This is a genomic window from Streptomyces katrae (assembly GCF_000966975.1).
GTDB lineage: Bacteria > Actinomycetota > Actinomycetes > Streptomycetales > Streptomycetaceae > Streptomyces > Streptomyces katrae.
This window is the reverse complement of the sequence record NZ_JZWV01000526.1, coordinates 1-9,865: the sequence shown is the minus strand read 5'-3', so window position 1 is coordinate 9,865 and position 9,865 is coordinate 1. Positions and strand designations below refer to the sequence as shown.

The 9,865-nt window shown below is 70.0% G+C and carries 11 protein-coding genes; 1 reads left to right on the top strand and 10 read right to left on the bottom strand.

The genetic code is table 11. The features are described 5' to 3' along the window. Positions 1–33: 33 nt before the first annotated feature. A complete protein-coding gene (locus tag VR44_RS19180) occupies positions 34–1,593 on the top strand; it encodes an ABC transporter substrate-binding protein (protein WP_045948769.1) in 1,560 nt (519 codons plus the stop codon). 52 nt (positions 1,594–1,645) lie between these two features. On the opposite strand, the gene VR44_RS19175 is transcribed toward VR44_RS19180, so the two are convergent. The 10 genes from VR44_RS19175 to VR44_RS19130 all read right to left on the bottom strand — a co-directional run bounded on the left by VR44_RS19175 (position 1,646) and on the right by VR44_RS19130 (position 9,854). After that, positions 1,646–2,656, bottom strand: coding sequence for a glutathione S-transferase family protein (locus VR44_RS19175; RefSeq protein WP_045948766.1), 1,011 nt, complete (start codon positions 2,654–2,656; stop codon positions 1,646–1,648). 118 nt (positions 2,657–2,774) lie between these two features. Further along, positions 2,775–3,521: a TetR/AcrR family transcriptional regulator gene (locus VR44_RS19170; protein WP_052713705.1), complete on the bottom strand. Its 747-nt coding sequence runs from the start codon at positions 3,519–3,521 to the stop codon at positions 2,775–2,777. Positions 3,522–3,532: 11 nt separating this feature from the next. After that, positions 3,533–3,955 carry a thiol-disulfide oxidoreductase DCC family protein gene (locus tag VR44_RS19165; RefSeq protein ID WP_045948764.1) on the bottom strand — a complete coding sequence of 141 codons (423 nt, stop codon included), beginning with the start codon at positions 3,953–3,955 and terminating at the stop codon, positions 3,533–3,535. Positions 3,956–3,958: 3 nt separating this feature from the next. Further along, the gene (locus tag VR44_RS19160; RefSeq protein WP_045948763.1) at positions 3,959–4,378 is read right to left on the bottom strand and encodes a hypothetical protein; all 420 of its coding nucleotides are present in this window, start codon (positions 4,376–4,378) and stop codon (positions 3,959–3,961) included. Positions 4,379–4,469: 91 nt separating this feature from the next. Beyond that, complete coding sequence (locus VR44_RS19155; RefSeq protein WP_157880352.1) at positions 4,470–5,657, bottom strand: serine hydrolase domain-containing protein; 1,188 nt, start codon at positions 5,655–5,657, stop codon at positions 4,470–4,472. A gap of 160 nt (positions 5,658–5,817) precedes the next feature. Then, a complete protein-coding gene (locus VR44_RS19150; protein WP_007266035.1) occupies positions 5,818–6,576 on the bottom strand; it encodes a succinate dehydrogenase iron-sulfur subunit in 759 nt (252 codons plus the stop codon). Continuing rightward, positions 6,576–8,330 carry a succinate dehydrogenase flavoprotein subunit gene (gene sdhA, locus VR44_RS19145; protein WP_045948762.1) on the bottom strand — a complete coding sequence of 585 codons (1,755 nt, stop codon included), beginning with the start codon at positions 8,328–8,330 and terminating at the stop codon, positions 6,576–6,578. Before sdhA ends, VR44_RS19150 begins: the two co-directional genes overlap by 1 nt. A gap of 23 nt (positions 8,331–8,353) precedes the next feature. Continuing rightward, positions 8,354–8,836, bottom strand: coding sequence for a succinate dehydrogenase hydrophobic membrane anchor subunit (locus VR44_RS19140; RefSeq protein WP_045948761.1), 483 nt, complete (start codon positions 8,834–8,836; stop codon positions 8,354–8,356). 5 nt (positions 8,837–8,841) lie between these two features. Then, positions 8,842–9,222, bottom strand: coding sequence for a succinate dehydrogenase, cytochrome b556 subunit (sdhC, locus tag VR44_RS19135; RefSeq protein ID WP_094191750.1), 381 nt, complete (start codon positions 9,220–9,222; stop codon positions 8,842–8,844). A 152-nt stretch (positions 9,223–9,374) separates the two neighbouring features. Continuing rightward, positions 9,375–9,854, bottom strand: coding sequence for a 2-oxo-4-hydroxy-4-carboxy-5-ureidoimidazoline decarboxylase (locus VR44_RS19130; RefSeq protein ID WP_094191751.1), 480 nt, complete (start codon positions 9,852–9,854; stop codon positions 9,375–9,377). Positions 9,855–9,865: the final 11 nt, after the last annotated feature.

Here is a 9,865-nt window from a genome sequence, read left to right as displayed (position 1 = left end):
CATGACGGGGATTCGGGGGGGCTGGGGATGGCGATGGGGTCTGTCCGCACGAGGGTCATCGCGGCTGGGCTGGTCCTCGCCGCGGCGGGCGGGGTGGCCGCCTGGCAGCTGCTGCCCCTGGACGCATCGGGCCATGGCACCATCCGGGTCGGGACCACCGACGCCGTGTCCGCCCTGGACCCGGCCGGCGCCTACGACGCCGGCTCCTGGGCCCTGTACAGCAACGTCTTCCAGTCGCTGCTGACCATCAAGCCCGGCGCCGACACCCCCGTCCCGGACGCCGCGTCCTCCTGCGCCTTCGTCGGGCAGAAGCTGACCACCTACCGGTGCGAGCTGCGCCCGGACCTCACCTTCAGCAGCGGCCGCCAGGTCACCGCCGAGGACGTGAAGTTCTCCTTCGACCGCATCAAGCAGATCAACTCCGACCAGGGCCCGGCCCCGCTCTTCAACACCCTGGAGTCGGTCAAGGCCGAGGGCCGCGCCGTCACCTTCAACCTGACCGCCCCCGACGCCACCTTCCCGTTCAAGATCGCGACGGGTGCCGCCTCCATCGTGGACAAGGAGCAGTACCCGGCCAAGGCGCTGCGCCAGGACGGCAAGGCCGACGGCTCGGGCCCGTTCACGCTGACCGGCTACAAGGCCCGTTCGACGGCCGAGCTCAAGCCCAACCCGGCGTACAAGGGGCAGGCCAAGCCCGCCCGGAGCGCCGTCACGGTCCGCTACTTCAAGGACTCGGCCCAGCTGGACCAGGCCTGGCGGGACCACCAGATCGAGGTGGCGCACCGCGACATGCCCCCGGCGGTGCTCGCGGGCCTCAACCCGGGCCTGAAGGACACCCGCTACCAGGCCTCCGGCGGCACCGAGACCCGGCACGTCGTCTTCAACGTCCGCCCCGGCTCCGCGGTCCAGAAGCCGGCCGTCCGCCAGGCGATGGCCGCCGCCCTGGACCGGTCCAAGATCGCCACAGATGTCTACAAGGGCACGGTCACCCCGCTGTACTCCCTGGTCCCCGCGGGCATCGCCGGGCACAGCACGCCCTTCTTCGACACCTACCCCTCGCCCAGCGGCGCGGTCGCCCGCAAGCTACTGACGGACGCGGGGATCCCCACGCCGGTGTCCCTCACCCTCGGGGTCAACGTGCGCGGCGCGAACGTGGCCGAGGCCGAGGAGATCAAGCGGCAGCTGGAGTCGACCGGCCTGTTCCAGCTGCAGATCAAGCCGGTCGACGCCTGGGAGGACTTCCAGAAGGCGTACGCGGCGGGCCAGTTCGATGCCTACACGATCGGCTGGATCGCCGACTTCCCGGACGCGGACAACTTCCTCGCCCCGCTGGTCGGCAAGGACTCCAGCATGAACAACGGCTTCTCCGACAAGGCCGTAGAGGACCTCATCACCCGCACCCAGTCCTTCCAGGCCCGCGGCGAGGCCTCCAACGACTTCCACGAGCTCCAGCGCGTGGTCTCCCAGCAGATCCCGCTGCTGCCGATCTGGCAGAAGAAGGACTACGTCCTCTCCCGCGAGGCCGTCACCGGCCTGCAGTACCTCTCCGACGGCACCGGCGTGTGGCGCCTGTGGGAGCTCAACTGGCTCTAGGCCGTATGGCGGACGGGGGGCGGCCAGTGCGCCTCCCGCCCGCGCGGCCGGTTCAGGGGCGGGACGGAACGAGGAGGGGCGGGACGGTCTCGGCGGGGGAGGGGGGCCCGGGCGGGGTGCCGTCCCCGAAGGGGCGCCCGCCCAGGGCCTCCCGGCCGTGCGGGGTGAGCCAGCCCGCGGGGTCGGGGCCGGCGGGGACGATCCCGGTCGGGTTGATGTGCCCGTGGACCACGTAGAAGTGCTGCTTGATGTGGCCGAAGTCGACGGTGTCCCCGAAGCCCGGCGTCTGGAACAGGTCCCGGGCGTACGCCCACAGCACCGGCATCTCCGTGAGCTTGTGCCGGTTGCACTTGAAGTGGCCGTGGTAGACGGCGTCGAAGCGCACCAGCGAGGTGAACAGCCGCACGTCCGCCTCGGTGATCGTGTCGCCGACCAGGTAGCGGGAGTGCTCCAGCCGCTCGGAGAGCCGGTCGAGGCGGGCGAAGAGACGCCCGTACGCCTCCTCGTACGCCTCCTGCGACTTGGCGAACCCGGTGCGGTAGACGCCGTCGTTGACGTCCGCGTAGATCTCCTCGCCGATCGCGTCGATCTCCGGCCGCAGCTCGGCCGGGTACAGGTCGGGGGCGCCGTCGCGGTGGTACGCCGCCCACTCCAGCGACAGGTCGAGGGTCAGCTGCGCGTAGTCGTTGGTGACCACGGCACCGCTCGGCACGTCCACGATCGCGGGCACCGTGATGCCCCGGTCGTACGCGGGGTCGCGGGCGAGGAACGCCTCCTGGAGGCGCTCTATCCCGAGCACCGGGTCACGGCCGCCCGGGTCGAGGTCGAAGGTCCAGCTGCGCTTGTCGTGCGTCGGCCCGGCGATGGCCATGGGCAGGGCCTTCTCCAGCCCCAGGAGCCGCCGGAAGATCACCGTGCGGTGCGCCCAGGGGCAGGCGCGGCTCACCACGAGGCGGTAGCGGCCGGGCTCCACCGGAAAACCGTCGCGCCCGTCCGCGGTGATACGGGTGGTGATGTAGCGGCTGTCGCGTGAATACCCCTTGGCGGGGCTTACGTTGCTCATCCCAGGGCCATACCCACCACCCGCGGGGACGAGCCGCCGCTCCAGCGGAGCTCCGCCGTCCCTCGTCCCCGCCCGCGCCTTCCGGACAGGGCCCGCGGCGGCCCGGCCGGCGCCGGCGTCAGCCCTCCTCGGGCTCCGGGGCCTTCGCCGGGTCCGAGGCCCGCTTCCCGCCCCGCGACACCGCCGTCTGGGCCATGCCCGGCAGAAAGTCCGCGAACAGCTCGTGCAGTTCCCGCACCAGCGGCCGCAGCACCCGGAACCGGGCCAGGACGATGCCCCGGGTGGTCAGCTGCGCGCCCCGCTCGGCGAGCCGCCGGGTCTTCTCGCTCTCCGGGGAGCGGTCGAAGACCCAGTACAGGACGAGGCCCATCTGCGAGAGCCACATCAGCTCCGGCAGCAGGTCGGCCAGCTCGGCCGGCACCTTGGTCTTGGCCCCCGCCAGCACCTCGCGGTGGATGGCGATGGCCGCCTGCCGCGCCGGTTCCGATTCCGGGGAGAAGGGACTGAGCGGACTCTCCGGATCCGCCGCGTTCTTGAAGAACTGGGAGGCGAACTCGTGGTACGGCGCCGCGATGTCCAGCCAGCTCGTCAGTACTCCGGCGAGCCGCTTCTGCAGGTCGGTCTCCTGGTCCAGGATCGGCCGGACCGCTGCCTGGTGGGCGGCGCTGATCCGGTCGTAGAACCCCTGGACCAGGTGTTCCTTGGACTCGTAGTAGTAGTACGCGTTGCCGACTGAGACCCCCGCCTCCTTGGCGATGGCCCGCATGGTCGTCTTGTCGAACCCGCGTTCCTGGAAAAGCCGGAGCGCGGTCTCGAGGATGAGCGTGCGGGTCTGCTCGCTCTTGGGCGCCTTCTGATCTGTCACGGTGTCCGACCTTATCGGGGAGCCGCGCAGTGGTCGTCACAGGCCGGTTCCCCGGGCTCCGCTTCGGACTTGGTACGGACCGCGTGCCGGACGGCGGCGGCCGTGTGCATCGCGGCCTTCGCGAAGGGCCGGCCGGCCGGGGTGGCCAGCCACTCGGCCTTGGCCCGGTACGCGGCCAGCGCCCAGAGGCACATGACGAAGGCGTCCGTGCCCCGCCAGACCTGCCCGCCGTCCCCGACCACGGTGATCTCGCGGAGCGTGCGGGCGTGTTCGAGCTTCGGGAACCGCCGCCAGGCCTGGGCGGACGCGGCCGGCACCATCCGCAGCGGGACCAGCTGGCGCTGCCCGGTCAGCCAGTTCCGGATGCGTACGCACACCGGGCAGTCGCGGTCGTAGAGGACGGTCAGGTACCGGACGGGAGCCTGCTCGGCCATGGCTCAGGCACCGGCCGGAGCGGTCCACCCCTGCGGGGGGAGGGGCGGCACCGGTGGCAGCTGCGGGGCCTGCCGCTCCATGATCCCGCGGCGGCGCATCCGGTTGAGCACCCACACGTTGCCCAGGTGCATGACGCCGAGGACCAGCAGGACGACGCCGAGCTTCACCGACAGGGCCTCGAAGAGCCCCCGCGCCTCCAGGATCGTGTCCGCCGAGCGCAGGTAGAGGGTCACGAAGCCGATGTTCACGAGGTAGAACCCGACCACCAGGAGGTGGTTGACGGCTTCGGCGAGCTTCTCGTTGCCCTGCAGCACGTCGGCGATGAAGATCCGCCCGTTGCGGCTGAGGGTGCGGGCCACCCAGACGGTGAGCCCGATGCTGATGACCAGGTAGATGACGTACGCGACCACGGTGAGGTCCATTGCCCCAGCCTCCTTGAACATGTTCAACTGCTGATGTCTCCGACTGTAGACCTTCTTTTGAACACGTTCAAGCCTTTGGCGCGGGGGAGCCTCACCCCGACCGGCGGAGCGTCAGCGGGTGGTCGGGCGCGAGGTGGTTCGCCAGCGCCACGAGCACGTCCGTGCTCGCGTTCTGGACGGTGCTGCCCTTGCCCTGGGTGGTCACGGTCGCGATCGCGAGCTTCTTCGCCGGCAGGTAGGCCACGGTCGCCGCGTACCCGGCGAAGGACGGGTTCTGCAGGATCCAGCCGTTCCGTACGACCAGCCCCAGGGCGTAGGAGGTGCCCGGCTCGACCGTCGCGACCGGTGTGAGCTGCGCCTTGTGGGACTCGGGGGTCAGCAGCCTGCCCTCGCCGATCGCCGCGAAGGACTTCGCCATGTCCGCCATCGTGGACGTCATCACCGCCCCCGGCGCGATCGTCCAGGATGGGTCCCAGTACGTGGAGTCCTCGAACACCTTGCGCTCGTTGTCGAAGGCGTGCAGGACCGGGGCGGGGATCTCGGCGGTGGACGGGTTCGAGGTCCCCGTCAGCCCCAGCGGTTCGATGATCTCCTCGCGCATCACCTCGCCCAGCGGTCTGTCCCGGACCCGGGCGATGACGTCGCCCAGGATCTGCCAGTTGGCGTGCGAGTACGCGAAGCCCGAGCCGGGCTCCCGCACCAGCGGCCGGTCCACGGACATCTTCACGAGCTCCTGCGGCGTCCACTGCCGGAACGGGTTCGCGTACAGGGTGGCGATGAACTTCGGGTCCCGGACGTAATCGGCGTAGCCGGAGGTGGTGGAGGCCAGCATCCGCAGCGTGATCGCGTCCGCGTGCGGCAGGTCGGGCCGCCAGCGGGAGATGCTGTCGTCGAGGGACACCCGCCCCTCGTCCACCAGCTTGAGCAGCGCGGTCGTCAGGTACGGGATCGCGACGGCCCCGTTGCGGAACCGCATGTCCGGGGTGGCGGGGATCCCGGTCATGGACTCCCCGGCCGCGACGGAGGCGACCCGCTCGCCGCCGGTCCACACCTCGGCCATGGACGCGGTCAGCTTGGACTTCGTCAGCGACCCCTGGACCTGCGCCCGGGCGAAGGCGGCCGCGTCCCGCGGCAGGCAGACACCGCCCCGGGAGACCTGACCGGCAGGACAGTCCGCCTCGTCACCCGCCGCCGGCGTCGAGCCGCACCCGGACAGCAGGGAGGCCCCGAGCATCAGCGGGAGCACCAGCAGCGCGGGCTTCACACGACGACGGCGCACGGGTGCCTCCCTGGCTCGGAGCGGAACCCCTCCCGCTCCGGAGGCTAGCCGCGCCCGCCCGCCCCGGCGCGCCGGAAGGTCCGAGGGGGTGACACCGGAGGAAACGCCCGCGGCCCGCACCCCGGGAAGGGGTACGGGCCGCGGGCGTGGACCGGACCGGTCAGAAGCGACGCGTGATCAGGGCACGCTTGACTTCCTGGATCGCCTTCGTGACCTCGATGCCGCGGGGGCACGCGTCGGTGCAGTTGAAGGTCGTGCGGCAGCGCCACACGCCGTCCTTGTCGTTCAGGATCTCCAGCCGCTGCTCGCCGGCCTCGTCACGCGAGTCGAAGATGAAGCGGTGGGCGTTGACGATCGCCGCCGGGCCGAAGTACTGGCCGTCGTTCCAGAACACCGGGCACGAGGACGTGCACGCGGCGCACAGGATGCACTTGGTGGTGTCGTCGAAGCGCTCGCGGTCCTCGGCGGACTGCAGGCGCTCACGGGTCGGCTCGTTGCCCTTGGTGACCAGGAACGGCATGACGTCCCGGTACGCCTGGAAGAAGGGCTCCATGTCGACCACGAGGTCCTTCATCACCGTGAGGCCCTTGATGGCCTCGACCGTGATGGGCTTCTCCGGGTTGATGTCCTTGATCAGCGTCTTGCAGGCGAGCCTGTTCTTGCCGTTGATCCGCATCGCGTCGGAGCCGCAGATGCCGTGCGCGCAGGAGCGGCGGAAGGTCAGCGTGCCGTCGAGGTCCCACTTGATCTTGTGGAGACCGTCGAGCACGCGCTCCTTCGGGTCGATCTCGATCTGGAAGTCCTGCCACTCCGCCTCGGCCGAGACCTCGGGGTTGTAGCGGCGGATCCGGAAGGTGACCGTGATGTACGGCGAGGCGGCGGCCGCCGCCTCCATCTTGTCCAGGGTCGGGGTGGCCATCAGTACTTACGCTCCATCGGCTGGTAGCGGGTGACGACGACGGGCTTGTAGTCCAGGCGGACGGAGTCCTTGCCGTCGGCGCCGACCTCGCGGTACGCCATGGTGTGGCGCATGAAGTTGACGTCGTCGCGGTTCGGGTAGTCCTCGCGGTAGTGACCGCCGCGGGACTCCTTGCGCGCCAGGGCGGAAACGGCCATGACCTCGGCCAGGTCGAGCAGGTTGCCCAGCTCGATGGCCTCCAGCAGGTCCGTGTTGAACCGCTTGCCCTTGTCCTGGACGGACACGTTCTTGTAGCGCTCGCGCAGCTCCGCGATCTTCTCGACCGCGGTCTTGATGGTCTGCTCCGTGCGGAACACCATCACGTTCGCGTCCATCGTCTCCTGGAGCTCCAGGCGCAGGTCGGCGACCCGCTCCGTGCCCGTGGAGTTGCGCAGGTGCTCGACCAGGTCGGCGACCTGCTGCGCCGGGTTCTCCGGCAGCTCGACGTAGTCGTTCTCGGCGGCGTACTTGGCCGCGGCGATGCCGGAGCGCTTGCCGAAGACGTTGATGTCGAGCAGCGAGTTGGTGCCCAGGCGGTTGGCGCCGTGCACCGACACGCACGCGACCTCGCCGGCCGCGTACAGGCCGGGGACGACGGTGGTGTTGTCCGCCAGGACCTCACCCTCGACGTTGGTCGGGATGCCGCCCATGGCGTAGTGCGCGGTGGGCTGGATCGGGATCGGGTCCGTGTAGGGCTCGATGCCGAGGTAGGTGCGCGCGAACTCCGTGATGTCCGGGAGCTTCGCGTCCAGCTGCTCCGGCGGGAGGTGCGTCAGGTCCAGGTACACGTGGTCACCGGCCGGACCGCAGCCGCGGCCCTCACGGATCTCGGTGTAGATGGAGCGCGAGACGACGTCACGGGACGCGAGGTCCTTCATGACCGGCGCGTACTTCTCCATGAAGCGCTCGCCGTCCTTGTTGCGGAGGATGCCGCCCTCACCACGGGCGCCCTCCGTCAGCAGGATGCCCATGCGCCAGATGCCCGTCGGGTGGAACTGGAAGAACTCCATGTCCTCCAGCGGCAGGCCACGACGGTAGCAGGCCGCCTGGCCGTCACCCGTCAGGGTGTGCGCGTTGGAGGTCACCTTGAAGAACTTGCCGGTGCCGCCGGAGGCGTAGATGACCGCCTTGGCCTGGAAGACGTGGATCTCACCGGTGGCGAGCTCGTACGCGACCACACCCGCGGACTTCTTCACGCCGTCGACCTCGACCAGCAGCTGGTCCAGGACGTAGAACTCGTTGAAGAACTCCACGCCCTCCTTGACGCAGTTCTGGTACAGCGTCTGGAGGATCATGTGGCCGGTGCGGTCCGCGGCGTAGCAGGACCGGCGGACCGGCGCCTCGCCGTGGTTGCGGGAGTGACCGCCGAAGCGGCGCTGGTCGATGGTGCCGTCCGGGGTGCGGTTGAACGGCAGGCCCATCTTCTCGAGGTCGAGGACCGCGTCGATGGCCTCCTTCGCCAGGATCTCGGCGGCGTCCTGGTCGACCAGGTAGTCACCGCCCTTGACCGTGTCGAAGGTGTGCCACTCCCAGTTGTCGTCCTCCACGTTGGCCAGCGCGGCGGCCATGCCGCCCTGCGCGGCGCCCGTGTGGGAGCGGGTGGGGTAGAGCTTCGTCAGCACGGCGGTGCGGCTGCGCTTCGTCGCCTCGATGGCGGCGCGCATGCCCGCGCCACCGGCGCCGACGATGACGGTGTCGTACTTGTGGATCTTCATCTGTTTCGCCTCAGCCCCGTTGCCTAGCGGATGTTCGGGTCGAAGGTGAAGATCACCAGCGTGCCCAGAAGGATGGTGAACACCGTGGCGGTGTAGAGCAGGCCCTTCAGCCACAGCCGCGTGTTGGCGCGCTCCGCGTAGTCGTTGATCACGGTACGCAGGCCGTTGGCGCCGTGCAGCATGGCCAGCCACAGCATCAGCAGGTCCCAGACCTGCCAGAACGGGGAGGCCCAGCGGCCGGCGACGAAGGCGAAGCCGACCTTCGACACGCCGCCGTCCAGCACGAGCTGGATCAGCAGGTGGCCGATGACCAGGACGACCAGCACGATGCCCGAGAGGCGCATGAAGAGCCACGCGGCCATCTCGAAGTTGCCGCGGGTCGAGCGCGGCGTCTTGCCGGTCCGCTTGCGCGGGGCCTCGATGTAGGGCGCCGGGTTGTCGGCGTCGTAGAGGGAGACCCCCTCGACGGAGCCGATCGCCTGGGCGGAAGAAGTGTCAGAAGACATGCGTGTCACTCCCCGAACAGAACGCGGTAGGCGTGGCCGAGGACGGGGTACACGGCCCCGGCCATCAGCACGATCCAGATGCCCACGACACTCCAGAGCATCTGCTTCTGGTAGCGGGGGCCCTTGGACCAGAAGTCCACGGCGATGACACGGAGACCGTTGAGCGCGTGGAACAGGATTGCGGCGACGAGGCCGTACTCCAGCAGCGCGACGATCGGAGTCTTGTAGGTAGCCACGACATCGTCGTACGCCTCAGGGGAGACGCGGACGAGTGCGGTGTCGAGGACGTGTACGAACAGGAAGAAGAAAATGAGGACGCCGGTGACTCGATGAGCCACCCAGGACCACATTCCTTCCCGGCCGCGGTACAACGTTCCAGCCGGCACGGAAAACCCTCCGGAAGCGGGGCGGGGGCCAGCCGGCTTCTTTGTCGGTCGGGCCCGGCCGGGTACGGTCCACCGGCCCCGGACATCGTAGCGACGCTTCGTCGGTTCCCTCGCGCGGGGTCCACTGGTGTGATCAAACAGGCACGGACGGCCTATCCCACAGGGGCAAACAGTCCGAAATCGGCCGCCGAAAGCCCGTCACCGGGACCTTCCCGGTGCACGCCCGCGAGCCGGTCGAGCAGACACAGCAGCCGGGAGCGGGCGACCAGCCGCAGTTCGTCGGCGGCGATCGAGCGCTCCTCGTCGATCTCGTGAGCCATCCTCCGGCGGATGGCGGCCAGCAGCTGGCTTATCTGCTCCTCGGGCGGATGGCCGTCCAGGCAGATCACGAAGGCGTGCCCGAAGGTGCGCTCGTACTCGGCCCGGGCCGCGTCCAGCGCCACCAGTGCCGCGTAGGGCGCCCCGTGGCCCAGCTCGGCCGAGGACTCCCGGGCCAGTGCCTCGGTGAGGTCGCCCTGGGACATGTCGTACGCCGCCTCGTCGGCCGCCGCCAGCAGGGACGCGGCGTCCGGGTAGGGGCGGTGGTCGGCCACCCGCTGGGCCCAGCGGCCGCTGCCGCAGCAGCGCAGCAGGGCCGTCCGGG